Consider the following 21,542-nt stretch of genomic DNA (forward strand, 5'->3'; position numbering starts at 1 on the left):
GGTAGCGTTAATGTGGATGCTAACGGCGCCTTGATTCTGGACCTCGATTTACGCGATCTGATCGATTTCTTTCTTGCCGGTATCCAAAGCGAAGAGGATTTGCCGCTCGTGCGTACCGCCTTACTCGGGTATTTGCAGTCGCTCGGCCTTGCCAACCCCGTCATCGATGAAGTGCTCGCGGTCATGGATCGCTATGTCGAATATTTGCTGGCGGCGGAGGCGGCCGATGGGTATGAGACGGATGACCTGGCGCGTCGTCTGGAGAGGCTACATCACCTACGGCGGGAAACCCTGGGCCTTGAACTGGCAGAAGCTTTTTTCGCCGAGGAGGAGGCCTATGACCGCTATAGCATTGAGCTACGGCGGATTCTGGCGGACGCGAGTCTGACGCCGGCGCAGCGTGAGCAGCAGTTGGCGGCGATTGAGGCGTGGTTGCCGGAAACAATCGTGGCGCAACAGCAGCGAGCGGCCACCATTCATAACACCCGTGAGGAGGTAGCGGTGCTGCGCGAACAGGGTGCCAGCGATACCGAGATCTATCGGTTACGGGCCGAGCGCTTTGGTTCGGAGGCTGCCGAGCGGCTGGCCCAGCGCGACGCCGAGCGCTCCCAATGGCAGCGCCGTGTGGCTGCGTATCGCACCGAGCGCGATGCAGTACTCAACAATCCAGGCCTGAGCGACGACGATAAGGAACAGGCCTTACAACGCCTGATGCAGGAGCATTTTCCGAACCCGAAGCGAGACGGCTGCGTGCGCTGGAGCGGATTAATGCGGAAGAGCGGGAGAGGCCGGCGGCCGAAGGCGACTAAAAGTCGCCTTCCTGCAACAAGCTGTCAGAGGGAGGAACCAAAGTCATCTTCGGGATTCTGGCGCGGCAATTGCCGTAAACCTGCTCTACCGTCACCAGCACATAGCGCCGTGCGGTCGGCCAGACAGCTTGCATCTCATCCCATCGCTCGATGATTTCCACGGCTCCGTTAACACGCGCCCGTAGCCGGTTCTCGAAGTCGATGAACAATATGCCGATATGCGGATTCGTCAGCATATTGCCTAAGGAGTTGAAAAGATTATTTCCCTTAAAGTCCGGGAAAACGAGCCGTTTCTCGTCCAATACTTTTAGCAAAGGTAAGGGCTGTCCGGAGGCGTTGTACTCACGGCCTCGAAAACTGCAATCGCAATCTCCGGCATCGTTGGCCGTGGCGATGAAGAAGAACGGCAAATCCTCGATGAAGGTGCTCATGGAGGTTGGAATGGTCTCGTGAATCATGTTCGGGAGGTTATGCTCGTTCCAAGCATGTTCCGCTCCAAAGCGCTTCTGCGCCTCGATTTCGCCTCTATGCAGAATATCCTCTACCCGGCGAGACCCGTTTCGCTTCTTAACCATCCTATCCACTCCATGTGTTTATCGCGTCCGCCGTGGTTGCGGAACTGCGCGGACGCCTTAGGCAGAACGATATTGTGGCAGCGTCTGCGAAACAAGACCCGCCGACTGCGACAGGTGATCGGCCACTCGCCCGATTAGACTCAAACTAACCTCTTTGTAGTCATGACCAACTAGCGAACCGGCTTGCTGTTATCGGCAGTAAATTGCGGTGATGGATTGTAACGTTTTGATTGTTTTTGCTTTTATTCGCTGTTTGCAGGTAAGGGCGTGTCGCTACGAATGCTTATGCCGCGCCTGTTGACGAGGCAAAGCGTCTGACCGTGTAGCTAAAGTGCCAAAACGTGAAAGCGTGTCATGTTTTGCATCGGTTATGGTATTTGCGGATGCTGGGCATCCAACTAATAAAAAAACAAAGGATTGGAGGAGACTCCCAATGAGTTCAATCATAAAGCGTAAGCTGGCGTCGTTGTTTGCTTTTTCCGCGGCAATGTTGCTGAGCACCTCTGTATGGTCGATGAATCCGGGCGATGTGCCGGATACATGCGAAGGGGATTGCGGCTATGCCCGTGGCCCGGATCCGACAGAGTCTTTTCTTGAAGCCGATAGCGGTCCGTACACGATCGCTACCTCTAATGTTAGCTCCTTAGTGCGCGGTTTTGGCGGAGGGACTATCTATTACCCGGTTAACGCCGAAGGCACGATGGCGGCCATTGTCGTGATTCCGGGCTATATGTCCTATCAGTCCTCGATCTCTTTCTGGGGGCCGCGCTTGGCTTCTCACGGTTTCGTGGTGATGACGATCGATACCAACCGTATCAGCGATCAGCCGCCTTCCCGTCGCGACCAAATCGAAGCGGCGCTAGAGTACCTGGTCGATCAAAGCAACTCATCGCGCAGCCCGATCAACGGGATGGTCGATCCGAATCGCCTTGGTGCGGTCGGTTGGTCTATGGGCGGCGGCGGTACGCTGCGTTTAGCTGCCGATGACGGTATCCAAGCGGCCATTGGCCTTGCACCCTGGAACACGTCCAGTTTGGGCTTCCGCAGCATCGAGACGCCGACGCTGATTTTCGCGTGCGAACGCGACAGCATCGCCCCGGTTCGTTCCCACGCGTCGCCGTTCTACAACGCCATTCCAAGCTCTACGGATAAGGCCTATTTCGAGATCAGCGGCGGTAATCACTATTGCGCCAACGGCAGCAACCGTTACGACGCCTTACTCGGCAAGTACGGTGTGGCTTGGATGAAGCTACATCTCGATCAAGACCAACGCTACGCGCCATTCCTCTGCGGTCCGAACCATGAGCGCGACCGTCAGATCTCAGAACATCGGAGTACTTGTCCGTTCTGAGTTAAGGCTTTGATACCAAAGTAGTCGAGAGAACGTGTTCTCCTTACAAAGCCGGGTTTGCCTTGCGCAGGTCCGGCTTTGTGCTTAGCTATTAGGTGGATGATCCGGTCGATGACGGCAGAGGACTTTCGCTAGGCTATGTTCCCTGATAGCAAGGTGCAGCCCACTTGCGCACGAACGCCCAAAATGTACTTTTGGTCTCGCGAAGTGCTCTTTCTGGGGACATGCTACGCGCGACAAGAGGCGCATCGATATGCTCAGGAAAAGCTGGTTCTTAGCCTCAAAGGCTACCTGAAAGTTCGTACCGAGCAAGGCCGCCCGATAAACGTCCGTAGTTGCGTCTTGCCGACCGGGCTAGTGGCCGACCGAGCGCTCTTCGATGCGTCTCAAGCAGTCGTCGCAATTTATCACCTAGCTCCCTTCTCGCAGGATTATGCGGCGCTGAGCAGCTTGATGAAGCCGGTGTTAAACGGTGTCTATCATAGCCACCCGAACGAGCGCGCTGCCATTCGGGCCGCGATCGCTATCCGTAACCGCCAGTATGTCTCGCCGGCGATGGCACGGGAGAGGCTGCGGGAGATACTTTTCCCGCCGGCATTGCCGATACTGTATTTCGTACGTTCGACCCCGTATAGTCGAAGTGGCGCGGCGTATACGCGAGTCGTCGTTGGAGAATATCCCGTTAAGTCAGTTTGCCGATGCAGTTCGGCTTTCTACGTCTCGGTTGGAGAAGTTATTCAAGGAGCAGGTGGGTTTACCGATAACGCAGTATCGGACTCGTTATCGCGTCTTTATCAGCTCCATCCTCATGGCGCTGGGCCATTCCATGACCGAAGCGGCGTTATCTGCCGGCTTTTCGAGTTCCGCCCACCTTTCTCGTGCGTACCGAGCGATTAACGGGATGACGCCTTCCGCCGTTTTCTTAAAACCTCCGTGTCTTAATACGATCGTCGACCGTTCGGCGCTTAACGTGGTGGCACCTGTGCTAGCAGGTAAACGGGCGATGTAAGGTGGACGTGCTTGGATAAGAGTTCCGCCAGACCCAGTGTTCTCCTATCGAGAGTACGGGCCTGGAGGAAGCATGCCGGAGCAGGATCTGGTTGAGCTGGCAGTCGATGCGTCGCTCTGGGAGCGCTGCTTTACGGTAACGCCGCTAGTGCTGATAGGAACGCGCGAGGCCGGCGGCGCGGACGATCTCGCTCCGAAACACATGGTTACCCGCTTCGGCTGGCAGAATTATTTCGCTTTCGTTTGCTCCCCCCGCCACGGTACTTATCAGAATGTGCAGCGGGAGCGGGCGTTTACGGTTAGCTTTCCAAAGCCGGAAGGTTTGCTGGAGACGACGCTGGCGGCTTCCCCGAGAGAGGCTGACGGTACGAAACCCATTACCTTCGCGTTAGGCACCTTTCCTGCGCAACGGGTCGATGCGCCGTTGCTAACGGAAGGTTATGCCTTCCTTGAATGTCGGTTAGCTCGCGTGGTGGACGGCTTTGGCGAGGAGTGTCTTATCGTCGGCGAAGTTATCGCGGCTTCGGTAAGGGGAAGCTATCTACGCCAGGCCGATCGCGACGACCACCAAATGCTCGCCGATAGCCCCTTGTTGGCGTATGTCTATCCCGGCCGTTTTGCCGTCATCAGGGAAACGCATGCGTTTCCCTTCGCTGAAGGGTTTAAATCGTAGTGTGTGCGGCTAATGCCAGGCAGGCGGTTGAGCTACATGATTGGTTAGTACGGCAGCGACCGGCGATGACCGCATTGCTCGGCGACCTGGTTCGACTGGAATCGCCATCCCTTGAGCCTGAACGGCAAATGCCGGTGTGCGAACGCTTGCGACAAGCTTTCGAAACGGTGGGCATGCGGTGCCGGTACTTGTCCGGACGGACCAGTGGCTGTCAGTTGTTGGCAATGCCTACAAAAGCTCGCAAGCCGCGGCGGTGGCAGTTACTGCTTGGGCATATGGATACGGTATGGCCGGTCGGGACGCTTGCCGATAACCCCTTCCGAGAAGAAGACGGCATTCTGCGGGGGCCGGGTGTGTACGATATGAAAGCAGGCCTCGTGCAGATGCTGTTTGCGCTTAAAGTTCTGGGTGAGAAAGGTTTAAGGCCGGCGCTAACACCGGTGGTTTTCATCAATTCTGATGAAGAAATCGGCAGTCATGATTCAACGCGCCAGATCACCCGCTTGGCGCGGGGTGCCGAGCGCGCGTTTGTGCTTGAGCCGTCTTTAGGGCGAGAGGGGCGATTGAAGACGCGTCGAAAAGGCGTTGGTCGCTTCGAAATCGCTGTGCGGGGGCGTGCTGCACATGCCGGGCTGGATCCCGAGCAGGGCGTGAGTGCAATCCTTGAATTATCCTATGTTATTCAGCAGTTATTTGCCTTAAACGACGCGAGCAGTGGGACGACGGTGAACGTCGGTCAGGTCGATGGTGGCATTCGTTCCAATGTGATTGCGCCTCTGAGTCGAGCGGTTGTCGATGTTAGGGTGCGTACACAAGCCGATGCCGAACGGGTGGAAGCTGCCATTTATAGCCTTCGGCCGCGGGATCCTGCCTGTCAAATCGATATCAGCGGGCGAATCGGACGCCTGCCTCTGGAGCCGACACCCCGTAACCGGCAGTTAACGACCGCCGCGCAACATGTCGCGCGGGACTTAGGCTTTGAACTGAAGGAAGGCGAGGCGGGCGGCGGTTCCGACGGTAATACCACAAGTCTCTATACCGCAACATTGGACGGCATGGGCGCCGTCGGGGACGGCGCCCATGCCGCTCACGAGTTCGTTTTTGCTAGTCGAATGGCCGAGCGCACGGCGCTTCTTGCGCTTTTATTGCTGTTGCAAACGTGAGAGCGGAAAGCTTAGGAGGCGGAGGGAAAAATGGGCTCGACATTTTATTCCTCGGTGACTCGAATTAGCGATCTGGCGGAGTCGGCCTGGGCGCCACAGACCTTAGATTTCGAACACTGGCAAACCGGGCATTACGTGGTCGTGCGTATTACCCGCCCTAGCGGGCGACCGGATATAGAACTCGCCAACGGCCGCATGAGCGAGCTCATGCCGGGAGACACCGTGGTCGGAGCGTTAGGTGTACGTCACGCAACGTTGGAATCGGTCGGCGATTGGCGTGCGGTTGGGGTTGATCGGGAGATGGACTTGCTGACTGCTGGCGGCTTACTGGGGCGGGTGACCTCCTGTTCGCCGTTTGCAGGGCCTATCACCCGCGGCGATTATTTAGGTCACGTGGTAGCGGGGGGCGCTCCGGTTTCAATGGGCGACTTCGTGCAGCAGCACGAGCCAAAGCCGTTGGCGATGCCGGTTGTGTTGATCATCGGTACTTCGATGTCAGCTGGCAAAACCTTGAGCGCACGCCTGATCGTGCGGCGTTTGAGAGAGCTTGGGCGAGTTCCGGTGGCGGCAAAGTTTACCGGAGCCGGACGTTATCGAGATATACTTTCCATGGCCGACGCCGGTGCCGAGGCGGTGTTCGATTTCGTTGACGTGGGCTTGCCGTCGACGGTTTGTAGCGACGCGGAGTATCGAGCGGCATTCGAGCAATTAAGTGCCCGGATTGCCGCAACGCGGGCGGATGTTTTGGTCGCGGAAGCCGGCGCTTCGCCTTTGGAGCCTTATCAGGGCGCCTTAGCGGTCGCCGGTTTGGTGCCGACGCTCTGTTTTACCGTGCTGGCGGCATCCGATCCGTATGCCGTACTCGGCGTTACGCAGGCGTTTAAGCTAAAACCGGATGTCGTGACCGGCCCGGCAACCAACACCTTAGCCGGGGAAGAGCTTATTAAAAAGTTAACCGGACTAGAACCGCTGAATCTCTTTCAACCGCAAGGCCTACAGCGCTTGGATCGGTTGATTGAGGAGCGCGTGAACTCATAAGAGCGTGGCATTGCCCGAGTGCCCACATTGTCCGACCGATACGGAATATGCATCACAATGCGAGCCGATAACCTATTCGCCAATGCCGCTATCCCTAACGAAGGAGAGCGCTTCGATACCTTGTTGAGCCATAAAAATCTTGTTGTCGAACGTATCGTAAGTTCTGAGTTTATAATCTCCGAGACGTCAATTCAGAAGCAGGATGAATGGGTTGTGCTGCTGCAAGGCGAGGCGCTGCTTGACGTGGCGGGGGAGAGCGTATCGCTGATGGCAGGCGATTATGTGTTTTTACCTGCCGACGTGCCGCATACGCTAGTGCGTGTTTCCCAGGGGCGGTATGGTTGGCCGTGCACCTACACCCTGAGTAAGCACGTGTTGATGCAGGGCCTGAGGGCACGCATTTGCGTGCCCTGCCTGGGCGCTTAACGTCTACCCAACGGCGCTGTGTTCAAATGTATGCCGCCATCTAAGAGTAACGTTTCGCCGGTGACGATATCGGCACCGGTAATAAAGTAAAGAATCCCATCGGCCACCGTTTCCGGCGTGGCGACCGTGCGCAGGGGGCGGCCGCGGTCAGGAATTCCAACTGGGCATTGTAGGTTTCCTCGCCTAAACCTTGCTTGAGCCACTCTCCGGCAATAAAGCCGGGGCAGACCGCGTTCACGCGTACTTCAGGGCCCAGCGCTCGGGCATGCGATAGCGTCATGGTAACCAGTGCACCTTTCGAGGCGGTGTAGGCGACGCAACTACCCACGCCGGTAACGGCGGCAATCGAGGCGACATTGACAATAGAGCCGCGGCCCGTGGTTCTCATGTGCGGGACGACGGCGCGCGTCATCTGATAAGCACCGATTACATTTACCGCGTAGATGTCCTGAAAGTCTTGTGCGTCCAATCCATCGAGATCGCGATGATCGACAAATTTGGTGGTGCCGGCATTATTAACTAGGGCATCGATTCGCCCCCACTTTTCCATGGCCGCATCGGCCATTTCCCGGCATGCCGTGTCTTCCGCAACATTGGCTTTGACCACTAAAGTCTCGACGCCTTTGGCCTCGCATTGCTTGGCAACTTCAAGGGCGGCGGCTTCGCTGCGGGAGTAATTGATCACGACATTCGAGCCTAAATCGGCAAGCTTGAGGGCTAAAGCCGCCCCGACCCCGGAGGATGAGCCGGTTACGATACTGACGCCACCGCGGATGTTCATAGAATTCTCCTTTTATAAGTTTGAGTAAGGCATTTGCGCTGTGGATTTTTCTCCAAGGCTGTAACGCGATAAAAGCATGAGTTTATTCTTGTTTTGTTATGCGAAATTGGGTTTCGAGTCTGCCCGCGTTGTTACTCTTTTAGCGCATGGGCATAGGTTGAAGCAAGGGAGAGGGCTAACGGTGCGCGGCCAGGGCGGCGACGGCTTGCGAGCTTAACGCCTGAGCACGGTATACTGGTGCCTTACCAGAACTAACAAGAAACATCAGGGGAGAATGAACGATGGGCAGCGCTCGCGCAGATTATATTCTTTACGGGCTGCCGCATTCGCTTTATACCGGAAAAGCCCGCTGTTACTTGCGCAACCAGGGAATATCGTATCTGGAGCGGCCGCCTTCCGAGCCAAGGTTCGCCGAGCGTATCGTGCCTCAACTAGGGCGTAGCATTATTCCCGTCTTAGAAACGCCGGACGGCGAGCTTATCCAGGATACCATCGATATCATCGACTACTTCGAGCGGCTCGGCGTGCCTTATCCGGTATACCCTGGCACACCCTTACAGCGAATCGTCGCGATTATCATCGAGTACTACGGTAGCCAGGCCATGCTCAAGCATGCCATGCATTATCGTTGGTCTTACTTAGAGCAACAGGAAGCTTTTTTGCGGCACGCGTTTGCCAGCGGTACCGATGCGGCGACGGCTGCGAAGCTCATGACGCGCATGCAATCGTATTTGCCGCGATTGGGTGTCACGCCGGAGACGGCTCCGTTAATCGAACGGTCTTACGAGCGATTGCTGGAAATTCTTGAAACCCATTTTACTGAGCAGCCGTATTTGCTGGGCGGTCGTCCGTCGACGGCCGATTATGGTTTAATTGGCCCCTTGTTCGCCCATTTAGGGCGTGATCCCGTCCCGGCGCAGATCATGAAGCTACGGTCGCCGCGTGTATATCGCTGGGTGGAAAGAATGACAGCCCCCGGCCTGGACACCATTGAATACCCCGGGACGGCGGCGGAGTTCTGGCCCGGCGACGGCGTTCCACCCAGTCTGGAGCCCTTGCTGCTGCACGTCGCCGAAGAGATCTTCCCGGAATTGGACGATAAGTTAGCGTTTATGGATGCCTGGGTCGAGGCGCGGCAACCGGCGGATGCCGAGCCGGTGACGGAGAAGCCCCATCACCGGCAATTAGGCACCATTAACACGCAATTCCGGGGCGCTTCGGTCGAGGTGGGGGTGGAGCCCTACCTGTTATACCTTCTGCAGCGCGGGAGCGACCTGCTCGACGGTTTGGACGGCGGCGAGCGGGAGCGTGTCATGGGTTACCTGCAACGTTTCGGGCTCAAGCGAGTATTGCCGCAGGGTAAGTCCTACACCGTTGGCCGGCGTGACCATATCGAAGTTTGGCGGCGGTTCTAGCCGCCTCAACTAAAGCGTCCGCCTAGCCCCAATGCAAGTCCGGCGCTCAGAAATGCTACGAACTTTCGTTAAGGGATGCTAAGGCGCGTAGGCGGCGGCGTTCGGGTTCCGAAAACTGCTCGTTCGTTAAGCGCTCTACGGCATCTTGTCGATCTTGCTCGCTCAGGCCCTCGTTGCTCATTATAGCGTCGCGCTCCCTATGGTACTCACCCAGCCGCTGTTGCCATTCGAGACGTTCGCGGTCGAGTTTTGTTAACCGTTCGGCGGCTTCGGGGCCCAGGCGTTGCGCGCGTAGCTGATAAATGTCGGCGTCGGAAGCGCCTTGTTCCAACAGTGCTTGAGCCTCCTCCTGTGTTTTCCGAATCGCTTCGACGCGGCGTTGGGGTTTAAGTGCTGCCGCCGGTAACATGTGTTCTTCCAACGCCGCGCTTTGTTGTCGGCGCTGCTCCGGGGTTAGCGAAGTGTCTTGCATCAGGCGCCGGAACTCTAGGCTGAAGCGGTCATAGGCCTCTTCCTCCGCGAAGAAGCCCTCAGCTATGTGTTGTCCTAGTACTTCGCGGCGTAAGTGATGCAGGGTCTCGATACGATTCGCTATACCATCGATCGAGAAGTCTTCTCCAAACTGCAACTGTTCAGCGGCGACTCGATAATCGATGTAGAGATCCGCGGTGGCCATGATCTCGGCGATCGTCTCGGCCGGCAGGTCCAGCGATTCAAGGTGGTTTAGCAGTGCCGTTCGCACCGCAGGGAGGTCCTGTTCGCTGTTGGCACGGCTGAGGAAAAAGCCGATCAGATCTCGGAGGTCATGATCGACGACTAGGCGGCCGTCGTGATCCAGGTTGATAGTCCCGTCGATTCCATGCTGCGTAATCGTGCGGCTCTTCGGTGGTTCGAAGGCTCTGTCCGTACCGTCCGCTGCAGTCGTTCCTCTGTCGGTGGGCGCCTCAGCCGAGGCCGGCGGTACTGGCGTGCCTTCGTTATTTACCCGGAAGGCTCCGAATAAAGCGGCCGCGACGACGCCACCACAGAACACCGCTAGTGAAAGTTTCTTCATCCTCCAGCTCCTTCGCAATTCTCATTTTCGGCAAGTCAGAATAGGGAGGGCTCGCAGCCCCTTTTTAGGCCTTTCGATCGTCTTAATGGGAAATAGGACGAGCATGCCGAATACGGCGGAGTACGAAACTCCGCCGTGACATGAACGACGTATCACAATACGGCGTGGGTCTATACCTCTCGCCGAATGTGAAAAACGCGTTTTATTAGAGGCCGTCTTGCTTTAAGCGATTAGCGTGATCACGCCAGATTCTGATTGGGTTGGCGCCAAATAGAGATGTCAGACCGGCAACCTGATTGACTTGATCGAAGTGATTGAGTCGCTTGTAGGTACCTACCGTTTTGCCAAGCTGCTGGCCGCAAGCCGGGGCTAAGCCGTCATTCTCTTCATTCGAGAAGGCGAAACTGGTTGTCGTCAAGAAGTAGTCGCTGGGGTCCAACGCGTTGGTTAGCGTGTCTTTGCCGGTCCAAGAGTAGTAGCGAACGCCGTCGACTTCGTGCTCGCCGTCCCCCGCGCAGTATGCCGACGGCAGGCCGGCAGGAAAGTTCTCGTTAAATGCGAGGGCGCCTTCGGTGGAGAGCGAACGCGCCGCTTCTCGGCTATCGATCTCGTTGCCGCCGAACGAAACGAGGTCGATCAAACCGTACATCGCGTCGGCCATAGCGTAGGTGACGGTGCTAGCGGAGCGGTTATCGTCTACGGAATCGATTAAGGCATCCGCGACTGGCGTGCCCCAGTTGACGCCGCTGACCGACGTTACCGAGGCGACGAGATCCGGTCGTACGCCGGCAACATAACGCGCTGTCATGGAGCCTTGGCTATGGCCGATCAGATTAACTTTCTCGGCGCCGGTGATGCTGATGATCTCTTCCACTTGTGCCAGTAATTGCTCGCCTTGGTATTCGCTGGAATGCGCCGATGAGACTTGGGTGAGGAAGACCTCGGCGCCGCTCCTTTCCAGTTGGCGTGGGATGTCGTAGAAGTATTGATACGCCCCGGCGATCGAGTCAAAGCCCGCCAGGCCGTGAGCCAGAACGATAGGGTATTGCGTTTGGGTGTAGCCCTCTGCATGTGCCGTTTGCAGCCCGCTTAAGACCGTTACTCCTAGCATCATCGCGCCTAAACTAATTTTTCTTGCTTTCATCGTCTTATGCCGCTCCTTGCGGTTAGTGATGTCTCTCTTGGCTTTTGGTAAACACTTTTGCTTAGGCGGGCAAAAATGGGAACAGAGTGCTTATTAGGCCGTTCCCGTGGTGTTTTATAGACCACGTTTTTTAGTCTTTCAAATTTTCTAGGTAATTTTTTAGTGGGTGGTTGTATTTAATCATATGATTGATTAGGGCGGTTGTAGGATCGTGTTTTTCTATGGCTCGGATGCCTGGTTTGTTTTAGGGTTTTTTTATTTTAATTTTATGTTCTTATGTGGTGGGTATTAAAAGGCTGTTCTCTTTTAAGTTGTTACAAGATGCTGACAGGCAATGCTTGCTATATTGGATGTTGTCACTTTTTGCATTGAATATTGAGTCTTTTTTTGATTGAGCCAGGTTTGTTTCTTGTTGCACGTGTAGGTGTGGTGTCCCTGTCGGCTTTGGCATGCCCTGGCGGCCGATCCCGTTATGGCGCCTGCGCCCGGCTTATTCTAAGGCCCGGACTTTTTTGCAAAGTTGAGGCTGATCCTGTTTACTACGCAGCCAAGACATCTTTTCGAATATCTTCAACGATCTGTGTCGGTATGAGCCTGGCGCAGGGGCAGGCCTTCGGGAGCACAAGGGATGGGGAAGGAGCCGTCTACTCTGAAGGGAAGGGTCGTCCTCGACATTGAGCAGTTAAAAATACGGCGGCGGCAGATCGGACTGAGCCAAGAAGCCTTGGCGGAGCTGTGTTTTAGAAAACGCTTATGCGTGTCCATCGCCTCCATTAAGCGGGCGGAAACCGGAAAGCCGGTGCTTTTGCGTACTGCGCGGCATCTGGCTCAAATCTACGGTGTCGATCTTGCAAACTTGCTGGTGGGTAGCATTCCCGAGCAAGGTGATAACGGGGCTCCCGCCGCCGCCGACATCCCCGATTTAGGCGCTGAGCGCCGGCCAGTGATTCATCTCACGCTTCTATCGAAGGCAACTGCCAGCGCACCGTTGCACGGTCTTATCGTTGAACGGGTGAGACAATTCGGCGGCGTTGTACTTGAGCCTGACGAGACACGCGATACTTCGGTGGTATTAGAGGCTTGTTTTGGCACCCCCCGTGCTTATTCCAGCGATGCGCGGCGTTGTCTTCAGTGCGCGGAAGAATTGCTGCAGATATGGAAGAGCAAACAACCTGCTACCGGCTGTACGCTCATCATTGGTTACCGTGAGTGGCCGCTCGACGCCGAGCGGCAAATGCATTGTTTGGCGTCGCCATCGTTCGCGTCGGCTCTAGAAACGTCTTCGATTCTAATCGAGCAGGATCTTGCGCATGCCCTATCGGACTGCTGCGTCGTTACCCCGGCGAAGCTTACCGGCTACGTGCGCTACAAACAGACGCAAGCGGCCGATCGCAATACGCCTTTCGCTATGGCAGGGCGGGATCTGGAAGTCCAACAGCTCAAGACAGTACTAGCGACGACGCTGGCATACCAAGAAGGGCATGTCGTCTACATTCGTGGTATTGCCGGTATCGGAAAATCTCGGTTGATTGCCGAGTTCGTCGAAATGACGCGACAGGACGGGGTCGACTGCTACGCTGCCGCGGTGTTGGATTTCGGCGGTAAGGAGGATACGAATCCTATCCGGCAATTACTACGCGGTGTGTTGCAACTTGAGTCCTCTTTTGCAGAGGCCGATCGGCAGCTTTCGGCGAGGATTGGTCAGCTCGGTCTTCCCGCCGACTATCTCATGTTCTACCGCGCTTTGTTGGGGTTGCCGCAGGCGCCGGGCGATGAGCAAGTCTACGCGGCGATGAATCATGCGACTCGGGTTCCGCGCCAGCTGGAGGCCTTGGTCGCTTTGCTTGTGCGCGAGTCGTTGGAACGGCCGCTGGTGCTGATTATCGAAGATTTGCATTGGGCGGATAAAGCGCTTTTCGATGTTGTCGGGCGTTTAATTCAGGCAGTACGAGAAGCACCCATCATTTGGGCGCTCACGTCTCGTCTGGAACAAGACCCGTTGGAGCGACAGCTAAGGAATTACCTGACCGATGTGCCGATGACCGTGTTGGAGCTGGGGCCGCTGCGGGGCGCTGCCGCCGCGATGCTCGCGCTCCAGTTCCGCGATGTCGGCCCGAATTACCGGAATCAGTGCGTTGCGCGCGCGCAAGGAAACCCGCTTTTTTTAACTCAGCTGCTGCTGGGAGGACATGGCTCGGCGCTTCCGGGGAGTCTGAAAAATCTGGTGCAGACGAAGCTTGATCGTTTAGCGCCGATCGACCGTCGAGCATTGCGTACCGCCGCCGCTATGGGGCAACGGTTTAGTCTGGATGTACTGACCCAGCTACTGGAGCAGCCGGACTATGAGCCTGTTTTGCCGGCGAGTTATTGCCTCGTGCGGCCGGCCGAGCCGGGGGTGTATATGTTCGTGCACGATTTGATCCTGCAGGGCGTGTACGAACTTACCGAACCGGCTCTGCGGCGGCGTTTACACCTACGGCTGGCAGAGCACTACACCGAAACGGATAAAGCCCTGTGCGCCAGGCACTTGCATAAGGCCGAGGTGGACCGTGCGCCGGCGATGTTCGTTGCGGCGATCCAGGAAAAGTTGGCCGCCTATCAGTATGAGGCAGCGTTAGAGTTGTGCGATCAGTGTGCCTCTATCGCTTATGCGCCTGTCGATACCTATTCGCTTGCCATGCTGGCGGCGGAAGCGAAGGCCAAGATGGGCCTGATGCAGGAAGCGAGAGACTATTATGAGCGTGCGCTCGCCGCCGCTGGAGAGGAGGGGCAGCGTTTACAAGCGGTAATCGGCCTTGCCCGAGCGTTGAATGTCCTGGAAGAGATTGCGCTTGAGGAGCGTTTGTTGGACGAGGCGGCGGCCCTGGCGGACAAAGTTGGGGCTTACGGGGCGTTGGCGGAAATCTATTATTTGAAAGGCAACATATTTTTTCCCCGCGGCGATTTTCGTCAATGTCGGTATTTCCACGACTTGGCACGCCAGTACGCCCGCCGCGCCGAGAGTATTGCCATAGAAGCGCTAGCGCTCAGCGGCCTGGGCGATTCGTATTATGCGGAAGGGCGAATGCCGACGGCATTGGTCACTTTTCAGCAGTGCGTCGAGCTATGCGAACGTCATGGGTTTGCGGATATCGAGGCGTCTAACCGTTTCATGGTGGCGACGGCCGATATTTATGCAAATAACACCGAGGCGGCGCTGCGGGAGGCAATCGCATCGGCCGAACTCGGCCGCCGCGTCGGTAACCTACGGGCAGAGATCGTTTCCCGTTTAACGGCCGGCTGGTTGCAGATTTCGCTGGGCAATGCCGAAGGCGCCGAGCAGCAAGTCCAGCAGGGGCTAGCGTTGGCCCGCACGATGGGGGCGGCTCGTTTTGAGGCCTTTTTGTTAGAAAGTGTTGCACGCGTGCGTGTTTTGCAGGGGCGGGACGCGGAGGCGCAAGCGGCGGTTCGCGAAGCCTGGCGTATCGTCGAACAGCAAGGGCTATATCGTTTTATCGGGCCTTGGGTGCTAGGGACGCTGGCGGTGTTGGAAGACGATACGGGCAAACGGCAGGCGGCACTGCGGAAAGCGGAGGCGCTACTGGCGGAAGGTTGTGTCGGCCATAACTATTATCGATTCTATGTGGCGGCAGCCGAAGCCTGCCTAGTGTATGGCGAGCCTGAGCGGGCGGTCGAATACGCAGAGCATTTGGCAGTGTTCACCGCGGCGGAGCCTTGCCCCTGGGCCGATCATCACGTCGAATTGATCCGCCGTTACGCGGCGTACTTTGAAAACGCGACTGCCTCGGCGCGGCAACGTTTAGAGCAGCAATGGCAAGCTGCCGATGCGGCGGGGATCGGTAGGGTGATGACACGGTTGGCGCTGCGCCAACCGTGGCGTAGTGCGGTAGCGGAGCCTTAGCTTGTTTGTTTGGGAAGCACCCAAGCGGCAATTTTCTCCGCTTGCTCCAGGCATTGCTCGTGCAAGCCTGCGCCGTTGCTCCAGCCGCCGCCGAATAACAGCGGGCAGGTCAGGCGCTCTCCTTCGGCAATGGCGGCTGCCGTCATTTGGTTGTACTTCTCGATATTCTCCTGTGCCAGGCAACAATCGGCGTCGAGTACATTGTGTTTGAAGACCGTCCAGGCCTTATTGGTATGGTCGGCCGGAATATCGCCGAGTAAGTGCCGATAGCCGGTGTCGGGGGCCTGCTCGTCCATCTGAAGCAGAGTTGCCTGCGGCAATGCCTCGCGCAGCGGAGCGGGGATGAGTGTCGTATCCCGTACGCGGTCCAGCATGTCCTGCTGCGGTATCTGATTTAAGTCGTTGACTAGGGAGACGAAAAACTGCGGCAGGTTGGCTTCGGCGTAGTCCGGATTCTCCGCATCGTTCTGATGCCGATTGGATACGTAGCTAATGCGGTAAGGCTGGAACGTATCGCCTGGGTTGCGGATGGAAATGTTATAGGTGCGCCAGAGATTCTTGTTGGGCGGCAAGGCGCCGGAATGGGTATGGCAGACGCCGTAGCTTTGTGTGTATCGCACGCTGCTCAGGATTTTTGAATGCGTAAGCCCTCGCTGCTTGCTGCGGCAGTAAACCGAAGCAGGGCGCGTGCATCGTCGGCATGCGTGGTAACAACGCAGAGGTCGAAGCGTTCGGCGGCTTGTCCGTCGTCTTTGTCGATGAAGGCCCCATCCGGCCCGGCCGTAACCTGAACGCCCGCATTGGTACGGATAGCGATCGTCACCGAGGCGTTCGATTGAGCAAGCAGATAATCCCGCAAGGACTCCAGCCAGGTTTGTGCGCCGTGGCTAAAGTAGCATCGTTTAGGCGCTTCGCTACCTTCCTGGATTTTGTAGTACTGAAACGGCGATCGTAAGGGGAGATACTGAGGACCTCGATCGTCGGTAAAGTACATGGCGGCGATCCGCGGATAATAGATAAGATCCCGCACTTGCACGAGACGCGCGTTCAAGGCCGGATCGTTCCAATCGATCTCGATATGAAGCTCGGTCGCCGCTTGGCTTAAGAATTCGCGTGGCGAGTTGATGCAATCGGCAAAGAAGTGGCCGACCGTATAGTCATTGGTAACCGTTTCGAATAAGTCGAGCGCGGCTCGGTGCACCACTTTGCTAAGAGGTGCCAGTTTGCCGTCGTCGGCATAATCGATGTTAAAGGCGGGGTCGGAGACGCCGCTTTTCAGGCCGGAATCGTCGGTTAGCGCCAGACGAGCGTCGGCGCTGGTATAGCTCGTGGTATCTTCCAGCGGTTTCATCTTGTCCAGGTAGCCGACCGTTCGCATCATGCCTTTAGGCGGTGGTAGGTCGCTAAATTGACGTCGTTGACGCCTAAGTCGGCCCAGCGTAAATACGCGCCTTCCGGGCCGTTGGCGCCATACCGCTGGCCGAGGTTAACGACGACGGTGTCGGCGTTACCGCCCAAATGTTGTTTGCGCTCGAATAATTGTATTTCTAATGGCGTGCCGTGCGCATGTGCCCGCTGCATCAAATAATAAGCGGTCGATAAGCCGGAAATGCCCGCCCCAATAATCGCTATCCTCACGTGCGAAGTATCCATTGGATTCCTCCAGAATCGGTATTGTGAGTCCGCATAGTCGGATGTCCTAAGCCATCCGGCAACCGCCGGCGAGCAACTGATCCCAAACTGATCCTAAATCCCCCGAGCGGTTTTCGTAGACTGATCCTAAGTTGAGTTCGCGGGCCGAAAACGCCGCTGAGATGCACCGAAAAGCGCTGAAAAAATAACCACATGGAGCGGGCGCAAGCCAAAGGAGTCAGGGCAATGTTAAACAACGACACGTTTCGCCATCCCACACCGAAACAATTGGCCGATGCATTTAGGGCGCGGACTGAATGCGAGCCACCGCCGAAAAGCAAGATCTACGAAAACGATACGCCGTCGCCAGTCACGGCCGTACCCGAGTTTCCCTGGTTGGGCACAGATGCCATGCATTGCCGAACCCGCGGAATTCCTCGCCAAGTGGTGAGAAATTGGCTCGCGAGTCTGGACCCAGGGATGGACTAAGCGCTGCTAAGGAGACGTGAGGAATTGCCTGGCGTCACGGCGTGACCGGGGGGTGTAAAGCGGCCAACCCCCGTTTACCTGCACCTCTGGTTCCGCCGTGACTTCGGGCAATCGCCCGGTAGCTTTTGAGAGCTGCGCTCGCGAAGAATCACAAGCAAAAGGAAAGGCCAAATAATGAACGATTCCACCGCATCTTCCGCTCCGTTTCGGGTCGGGGAATGGTTGCCCTCGGATCAACAAGCGCTGGATGCCTGGTTGCAACAGTTGATCGAAGAAGTCGATCCGACGGCAGAGCTGCATCCTGTGGTTGACGAATTGAGGCAACTGATCGAGACCGATCCGCAGCTTTACATGCTGTTCGATCAGATGTTCAGCCAGGTTCCGACTCGGCCGCCGTACGACAAAAGCCCTGACGGTAAGCCGCAAGTGCGCGACTACAGGCTCATGCTACAGCTGATTAACGCCATCATGACGCGGGCGCCGGAGTTCAACAAAACCGGCTTGGTCGGTTTTCCTATCAACGCCATCTTGGACTGGTCGATGGCCACGCCGAGCGGTTTTGCCGCCTTCCTCAACCCTAAGTTGAACTTGCAGCTTAAAAAGGTATTGAACGAATGGGGGCGTTTTCTGGCTTCGCCCGATTCGCGGTATGTACTTAACGAGTATCCGCCGACAGGATGGTTATCGCCGGAGGCAAAAGAAGCCATGGGCTTCGATGATTTTAAATCGGATCCGTCGCAACCTTATGCCGGATTTAGATCCTGGGACGATTTTTTACTCGTCGGTTCAAGGACGGTCGGCGGCCGATCGCCGAACCGGGCGACGACGCCGTCGTGGTAAACGCCTGCGAGTCGGCGCCTTACAAATTGGCGCAAAAGGTTCGGCGAACCGATAAATTCTGGATCAAGGCACAACCGTATTCGCTCGCGCACATGCTCGATGGCGACCCGTTGGTCGACCTATTCGTCGGCGGCACTGTCTACCAGGCGTTTTTGAGCGCCTTGAGTTACCACCGCTGGCACAGTCCGGTCAGCGGTCGGATTGTAAAGACCTGCGTCGTCGACGGCACTTATTACTCCGAAACTTTAACGGAGGGGCCGGACCGGCCGGGCCGAACGCATCGCAGGGCTATATCACCGAGGTGGCGACGCGGGCGCTCGTGTTTATCGAGGCGGATAACCCGGATATCGGTTTGATGTGTTTCATGGCGGTCGGTATGGCGGAGGTCTCAAGCTGCGACGTAACCGTTTATGAAGGCCAGCATGTGAACAAAGGAGAGCAGCTTGGCATGTTCCATTACGGCGGCTCGACCCACTGCTTGATTTCCGGCCGGAAGTCGAGCTGGAGTTCGATCTGCACGGTCAGACTCCAGGGCTCGATGCCACGAACATCCCCGTTAACGCGCGGATCGCGACGGCAAAGCGAAAGGCGTACTAGAACGAGGATCGGCACATGTGTACGAGCATCATGGCTGGCAAAGAAGCGACTGACGACGGTGTCGTAGTTCTGGCGCGCAACGAGGACTTTACCCGCAATAACTGGAACAAGTACTTGGTGTACCGCCGGTTACCGGAGTACCGGCTGGATAAGGCTAATGCAATCGTCGACGGGCGCTGGACCTTGGGCAATGGGCTTAGCGTGCCGATCCCGACCAAAGCCTATGGCTACAGCGCGATCCCCGACTCTGCGGGTTATCGGGAAGCGTCTCATGCCATAGGCGATCGTTTCTTCTACGAAGAGCGCGGCATCAACGAGCGGAATGTTGCGATCTCCGCCACCAATTCGCTCGCCATCAACGATAAGGCCCAGGCCGCGGACCCGCTCCTAAAAGCGGGCGGGGTTGCCGAGTCGGTCATTCTGACGTTGATTCTGCCGCAGGTGGATAGCGCGCGCGAGGCGGTGAGCCTACTGGGTCGCTATATCGAGGAATACGGCGCGAGCGAGGTTAACGGCGTTCTGCTGGGCGATCCGCAGGAGGCGTGGTATTTCGAGAACGGCTCTGCGCATCACTGGATTGCGGTGAAAGTACCGCAGGATAGCTACATCGCCGTGGCAAACGGGATGCGCGTGCACGGGGTCGATCTGGATTCCCCCGACGTTAAATGCTCCCGCGGATTATACGAATTCGCCGTTACGCATGGTCTATTGGACCACCCGGACCGCCACAGCTTCGATTTTGCCGAAGCATTCGGTGTGGTGGGCGATCCTTACAACGTCGATCGCGTGTGGTTAGCGCAAAAATCCTGACGCCTTCCTTGGTGCAGGCACCGCGGCAGCGGCAATACCCGCTTTTTCTCCAACCCGACCAAGGCATCCGCCTCGACACGGTAATGACGGTACTGCGGGCTACTTACCAAGGCACGGTTTTGGCCGCTAAGGCCCAGCGTCCGATTGGCTACGAACGTACTGCCGAGAGCCACATTATAGTGTTGGACGATCGAATGCCGAAAGAGCTAAAAGGGGTTATTTGGCAGGCCGTGAGCACCCCCTTAGGCTCGCCCTATATGCCCTTGTTCAACACCATAGACGATATACCCGACGGTTATACCCAAGGCGATAACCAGTACGGTCCTTTGTCGGCGTATTGGTCGTTCCGCGGTCTTTATTCCTTAGCCAAAAGCCAAGGCGATACCTGTTTGGACGAGATCGTAACGCTTTGGAAAAACTATGAGCGCAGTTGCCTGCGCGAGCACGTTTATATCAAAGCCATGCTTACCGCGTTGTACCGTTCCGACCCTAACGGGGCTATCGAATTCACAAAACGTTATAGCACGGGTATTGCGTACCAGACTGTCGGTTTGGCGAACGGCAAACGCAACGAGCTTATGACAAAAGTAGCGACTCTCGAAGTCGAACCGTTGTAGCGGGCAGACCCTACGGGAGCGAGCGATAATCGACCAAGAAATATCCGGAACGACCCAATACCGCGTTAACGGCTGCCCGCTAGTCAGCCTAGTCATGGCGAGCGCAGGCGGAGCTCGGCGCTGACAGCGGGCAAGCGAACGTTGGGAGCGGGGGAAGGCCGTGGGGGCGGTTATTGAATCCGGAATATTCTGGTATCGCTCTAGTGGCCGAGCAGCCGCTAGCTGTAGGGTTTGCTCCTTTTATTGATTGCTGCGCGTAAAACCGCAAGATTCGGCTCGCATGGCTGGCGCGGGATGCGCACAATGGCGCAAGCAAAGGTTTTTCGGAGCGAGCGGGCGATGGACAAAGCGGCTGACTACGAACGGATTGCCAAGGCGATGCACTACATTCGCGATCGCGTTGCCGATCAACCGAGTCTGGCGGAAATCGCGGCTCACGTGCATATGAGTCCGTTTCACTTCCAGCGTCTGTTCTGCCGCTGGGCCGGCACCACACCGAAGCGCTTTCTGCAGGTTTTAACGCTGGAACGGATTAAGCGCTTGCTCGCGGGCGAGGAGCCGTTGCTGAACGTATCCGAGGCCGCTGGCTTGAGCAGCAGTTCCCGCCTCTACGACCACTTTGTGCGACTTGAGGCAGTGACGCCGGGCGAGTACAGGTCCGGAGGCGAGGGGCTTCGTATCGATTGCGGCGTTCATCCGACACCCTTTGGCTCGCTGTTCGTCGCCATGACGGCAAAGGGGGTGTGCCGAGCGACATTCTTGGGAGAAACGACGCTCGATGAGGAGCTTAAGATTCTAGCGGCGACATGGCCGCGCGCTGTCGTCGCTCCGGCCCAAGAGGTTACGGCGGCAGTCGTCTCCAGCTTGTTCGGTGCTGCCACGACGCCGAACAAGCCTATATCCCTCTCCGTATCCGGTACCAATCTCCAAATTGCCGTGTGGCGAGCCTTGTTGCGTATCCCACGCGGCTATACGGTCAGTTACTCCCAGCTTGCCGCGACGGTCGGGGCGCCCGGGGCGGCGCGCGCAGTCGGTAATGCCGTAGGTGCCAACCCGGTTGCTTTTTTATTCCCTGCCACCGTGTTATTCGTCAAAGCGGTGCCTTAGGCGGTTATCGCTGGGGCGAGCCGCGAAAGCGCATCATACAGATCTGGGAATATCTGAACGCTGCGCAGTCGACGGACAATCCGGCCCATCCCGCTCCCGTCCGCTGGACGGG

19 protein-coding genes and 3 pseudogenes are annotated in these 21,542 nt (G+C 57.0%); 14 read left to right on the forward strand and 8 right to left on the reverse strand.

The window, feature by feature from the left end:
- Positions 1 to 183: 183 nt before the first annotated feature.
- Positions 184 to 723, forward strand: a pseudogene (locus CAI21_RS26255) (lipase secretion chaperone); the annotation flags it as partial.
- 82 nt (positions 724 to 805) lie between these two features.
- Here the strand turns inward: CAI21_RS26255 and CAI21_RS26260 are convergent.
- Positions 806 to 1,384: a pyridoxamine 5'-phosphate oxidase family protein gene (locus tag CAI21_RS26260; RefSeq protein WP_181919668.1), complete on the reverse strand. Its 579-nt coding sequence runs from the start codon at positions 1,382 to 1,384 to the stop codon at positions 806 to 808.
- A gap of 433 nt (positions 1,385 to 1,817) precedes the next feature.
- On the opposite strand from CAI21_RS26260, the gene CAI21_RS10855 reads away from it, so the two are divergent.
- The 6 genes from CAI21_RS10855 to CAI21_RS10880 all read left to right on the forward strand — a co-directional run bounded on the left by CAI21_RS10855 (position 1,818) and on the right by CAI21_RS10880 (position 7,043).
- Positions 1,818 to 2,735 carry an alpha/beta hydrolase family protein gene (locus CAI21_RS10855; protein WP_116302305.1) on the forward strand — a complete coding sequence of 306 codons (918 nt, stop codon included), beginning with the start codon at positions 1,818 to 1,820 and terminating at the stop codon, positions 2,733 to 2,735.
- Positions 2,736 to 3,375: 640 nt separating this feature from the next.
- On the forward strand, positions 3,376 to 3,744 hold the full coding sequence (locus CAI21_RS10860; RefSeq protein ID WP_181919375.1) for a helix-turn-helix transcriptional regulator: 369 nt from the start codon (positions 3,376 to 3,378) through the stop codon (positions 3,742 to 3,744).
- 72 nt (positions 3,745 to 3,816) lie between these two features.
- The gene (locus tag CAI21_RS10865; RefSeq protein WP_116302307.1) at positions 3,817 to 4,416 is read left to right on the forward strand and encodes a flavin reductase family protein; all 600 of its coding nucleotides are present in this window, start codon (positions 3,817 to 3,819) and stop codon (positions 4,414 to 4,416) included.
- Positions 4,417 to 4,481: 65 nt separating this feature from the next.
- Positions 4,482 to 5,579, forward strand: coding sequence for a M20 family metallopeptidase (locus CAI21_RS10870; protein ID WP_116302308.1), 1,098 nt, complete (start codon positions 4,482 to 4,484; stop codon positions 5,577 to 5,579).
- 30 nt (positions 5,580 to 5,609) lie between these two features.
- Positions 5,610 to 6,617 carry a hypothetical protein gene (locus CAI21_RS10875; protein ID WP_116302309.1) on the forward strand — a complete coding sequence of 336 codons (1,008 nt, stop codon included), beginning with the start codon at positions 5,610 to 5,612 and terminating at the stop codon, positions 6,615 to 6,617.
- Between the two features lie 57 nt (positions 6,618 to 6,674).
- Complete coding sequence (locus tag CAI21_RS10880) at positions 6,675 to 7,043, forward strand: cupin domain-containing protein (protein ID WP_258868935.1); 369 nt, start codon at positions 6,675 to 6,677, stop codon at positions 7,041 to 7,043.
- Between the two features lie 40 nt (positions 7,044 to 7,083).
- Here the strand turns inward: CAI21_RS10880 and CAI21_RS10885 are convergent, their stop codons facing one another.
- Positions 7,084 to 7,824 (reverse strand): SDR family NAD(P)-dependent oxidoreductase, encoded by a 741-nt coding sequence (locus CAI21_RS10885; RefSeq protein ID WP_220347969.1) that lies wholly within the window; start codon positions 7,822 to 7,824, stop codon positions 7,084 to 7,086.
- A 281-nt stretch (positions 7,825 to 8,105) separates the two neighbouring features.
- Here CAI21_RS10885 and CAI21_RS10890 point away from each other — a divergent pair, with 281 nt between their 5' ends.
- The gene (locus CAI21_RS10890) at positions 8,106 to 9,239 is read left to right on the forward strand and encodes a glutathione S-transferase family protein (protein ID WP_116302310.1); all 1,134 of its coding nucleotides are present in this window, start codon (positions 8,106 to 8,108) and stop codon (positions 9,237 to 9,239) included.
- Between the two features lie 55 nt (positions 9,240 to 9,294).
- Here the strand turns inward: CAI21_RS10890 and CAI21_RS10895 are convergent, their stop codons facing one another.
- Positions 9,295 to 10,293: a lipase secretion chaperone gene (locus CAI21_RS10895; RefSeq protein ID WP_116302311.1), complete on the reverse strand. Its 999-nt coding sequence runs from the start codon at positions 10,291 to 10,293 to the stop codon at positions 9,295 to 9,297.
- Between the two features lie 205 nt (positions 10,294 to 10,498).
- Positions 10,499 to 11,437 (reverse strand): esterase/lipase family protein, encoded by a 939-nt coding sequence (locus CAI21_RS10900; protein ID WP_116302312.1) that lies wholly within the window; start codon positions 11,435 to 11,437, stop codon positions 10,499 to 10,501.
- A 628-nt stretch (positions 11,438 to 12,065) separates the two neighbouring features.
- Between CAI21_RS10900 and CAI21_RS10905 the strand changes: the two genes are divergently transcribed.
- Entirely contained in the window at positions 12,066 to 15,338 is a 3,273-nt protein-coding gene (locus tag CAI21_RS10905; protein ID WP_116302313.1) for an AAA family ATPase, read from the forward strand.
- Here CAI21_RS10905 and CAI21_RS10910 read toward each other — a convergent pair.
- From CAI21_RS10910 to CAI21_RS10920, 3 genes are read right to left on the reverse strand one after another with little or no spacing between them, the layout of a single operon-like run.
- Positions 15,335 to 15,958, reverse strand: a complete 624-nt coding sequence (locus CAI21_RS10910) for a hypothetical protein (protein WP_147305097.1) — start codon at positions 15,956 to 15,958, stop codon at positions 15,335 to 15,337. The genes CAI21_RS10905 and CAI21_RS10910 overlap by 4 nt on opposite strands.
- Before the next feature lie 5 nt (positions 15,959 to 15,963).
- Positions 15,964 to 16,719: a hypothetical protein gene (locus CAI21_RS10915; RefSeq protein ID WP_147305098.1), complete on the reverse strand. Its 756-nt coding sequence runs from the start codon at positions 16,717 to 16,719 to the stop codon at positions 15,964 to 15,966.
- Complete coding sequence (locus CAI21_RS10920; RefSeq protein WP_116302316.1) at positions 16,716 to 16,991, reverse strand: oleate hydratase; 276 nt, start codon at positions 16,989 to 16,991, stop codon at positions 16,716 to 16,718. The genes CAI21_RS10915 and CAI21_RS10920 overlap by 4 nt, the downstream gene beginning before the upstream one ends.
- 642 nt (positions 16,992 to 17,633) lie before the next feature.
- Between CAI21_RS10920 and CAI21_RS23840 the strand changes: the two genes are divergently transcribed.
- From CAI21_RS23840 to CAI21_RS25960, 3 genes and pseudogenes are all read left to right on the forward strand, one after another.
- The gene (locus CAI21_RS23840) at positions 17,634 to 18,299 is read left to right on the forward strand and encodes a phophatidylserine decarboxylase associated domain-containing protein (protein WP_220347980.1); all 666 of its coding nucleotides are present in this window, start codon (positions 17,634 to 17,636) and stop codon (positions 18,297 to 18,299) included.
- A complete protein-coding gene (locus tag CAI21_RS23845) occupies positions 18,266 to 18,655 on the forward strand; it encodes a phosphatidylserine decarboxylase (RefSeq protein WP_404840871.1) in 390 nt (129 codons plus the stop codon). Before CAI21_RS23840 ends, CAI21_RS23845 begins: the two co-directional genes overlap by 34 nt.
- Positions 18,601 to 18,735, forward strand: a pseudogene (locus tag CAI21_RS25960) (hypothetical protein); the annotation flags it as partial. The gene CAI21_RS23845 and the pseudogene CAI21_RS25960, both read left to right, overlap by 55 nt.
- A 20-nt stretch (positions 18,736 to 18,755) precedes the next feature.
- Here the strand turns inward: CAI21_RS25960 and CAI21_RS23850 are convergent.
- On the reverse strand, positions 18,756 to 18,911 hold the full coding sequence (locus CAI21_RS23850) for a hypothetical protein (protein WP_220347982.1): 156 nt from the start codon (positions 18,909 to 18,911) through the stop codon (positions 18,756 to 18,758).
- A 15-nt stretch (positions 18,912 to 18,926) separates the two neighbouring features.
- Here CAI21_RS23850 and CAI21_RS25965 point away from each other — a divergent pair.
- Both CAI21_RS25965 and CAI21_RS10940 read left to right on the forward strand, forming a co-directional pair.
- Positions 18,927 to 20,323 (forward strand): annotated as a pseudogene (locus CAI21_RS25965) (C69 family dipeptidase).
- A 303-nt stretch (positions 20,324 to 20,626) separates the two neighbouring features.
- A complete protein-coding gene (locus tag CAI21_RS10940; RefSeq protein WP_220347985.1) occupies positions 20,627 to 21,430 on the forward strand; it encodes a methylated-DNA--[protein]-cysteine S-methyltransferase in 804 nt (267 codons plus the stop codon).
- The last annotated feature ends 112 nt before the right edge of the window (positions 21,431 to 21,542 follow it).

Source organism: Alkalilimnicola ehrlichii (genome assembly GCF_003399765.1).
GTDB lineage: Bacteria > Pseudomonadota > Gammaproteobacteria > Nitrococcales > AK92 > AK92.

Coding starts and splice junctions, on each gene's coding strand:
- CAI21_RS10915 (WP_147305098.1), bottom strand. CDS start 16,719: ATGATGCGAACGGTCGGCTACCTGGACAAGATGAAACCGCTGGAAGAT.
- CAI21_RS10940 (WP_220347985.1), top strand. CDS start 20,627: ATGGCGCAAGCAAAGGTTTTTCGGAGCGAGCGGGCGATGGACAAAGCG.
- CAI21_RS10895 (WP_116302311.1), bottom strand. CDS start 10,293: ATGAAGAAACTTTCACTAGCGGTGTTCTGTGGTGGCGTCGTCGCGGCC.
- CAI21_RS10905 (WP_116302313.1), top strand. CDS start 12,066: ATGGGGAAGGAGCCGTCTACTCTGAAGGGAAGGGTCGTCCTCGACATT.
- CAI21_RS10855 (WP_116302305.1), top strand. CDS start 1,818: ATGAGTTCAATCATAAAGCGTAAGCTGGCGTCGTTGTTTGCTTTTTCC.
- CAI21_RS10875 (WP_116302309.1), top strand. CDS start 5,610: ATGGGCTCGACATTTTATTCCTCGGTGACTCGAATTAGCGATCTGGCG.
- CAI21_RS10890 (WP_116302310.1), top strand. CDS start 8,106: ATGGGCAGCGCTCGCGCAGATTATATTCTTTACGGGCTGCCGCATTCG.
- CAI21_RS10885 (WP_220347969.1), bottom strand. CDS start 7,824: ATGAACATCCGCGGTGGCGTCAGTATCGTAACCGGCTCATCCTCCGGG.
- CAI21_RS10900 (WP_116302312.1), bottom strand. CDS start 11,437: ATGAAAGCAAGAAAAATTAGTTTAGGCGCGATGATGCTAGGAGTAACG.
- CAI21_RS10865 (WP_116302307.1), top strand. CDS start 3,817: ATGCCGGAGCAGGATCTGGTTGAGCTGGCAGTCGATGCGTCGCTCTGG.
- CAI21_RS26260 (WP_181919668.1), bottom strand. CDS start 1,384: ATGGTTAAGAAGCGAAACGGGTCTCGCCGGGTAGAGGATATTCTGCAT.
- CAI21_RS10870 (WP_116302308.1), top strand. CDS start 4,482: ATGACCGCATTGCTCGGCGACCTGGTTCGACTGGAATCGCCATCCCTT.
- CAI21_RS10920 (WP_116302316.1), bottom strand. CDS start 16,991: ATGGATACTTCGCACGTGAGGATAGCGATTATTGGGGCGGGCATTTCC.
- CAI21_RS10880 (WP_258868935.1), top strand. CDS start 6,675: ATGCGAGCCGATAACCTATTCGCCAATGCCGCTATCCCTAACGAAGGA.
- CAI21_RS23840 (WP_220347980.1), top strand. CDS start 17,634: ATGAACGATTCCACCGCATCTTCCGCTCCGTTTCGGGTCGGGGAATGG.